1 protein-coding gene is annotated in these 243 nt (G+C 40.3%); it reads right to left on the bottom strand.

Translation table 11 applies throughout. The annotated features are described in order from the left end of the window. Positions 1-203, bottom strand: a 203-nt coding sequence (locus AAEY83_RS17910) for a hypothetical protein (RefSeq protein WP_351061381.1), incomplete at its 3' end; no start/stop codon positions are given. Positions 204-243: the final 40 nt, after the last annotated feature.

Raw genomic sequence — 243 nt, 5'->3', positions numbered from 1 at the left:
CAATAAAGCTCATCACCTTTTAAAAAGTGCGAGTTCCCATGCAGTTCAAACTTATTGATATATTTTAAATCGTACTTGCCACTGTAATTAACAAGCAGTGCCTGAAACGGCTGAAGTTGTGCTTTATGTTTAGTGGCCTGGCGACCACTAATTCGGGCCAGCATTCTTAACTGACCAACGCCTTCTACAAGCATATCTAACATTACTTGGGAGTCACTATAAGGACGCCGATGTAATAAATAC

The sequence above is a fragment of the Psychrobacter sp. TB20-MNA-CIBAN-0197 genome, assembly GCF_040309765.1.
Classification (GTDB): domain Bacteria; phylum Pseudomonadota; class Gammaproteobacteria; order Pseudomonadales; family Moraxellaceae; genus Psychrobacter; species Psychrobacter submarinus.
The sequence above is the reverse complement of the archived record's forward strand: the minus strand, read 5'-3'. Positions and strand labels throughout refer to the sequence as shown.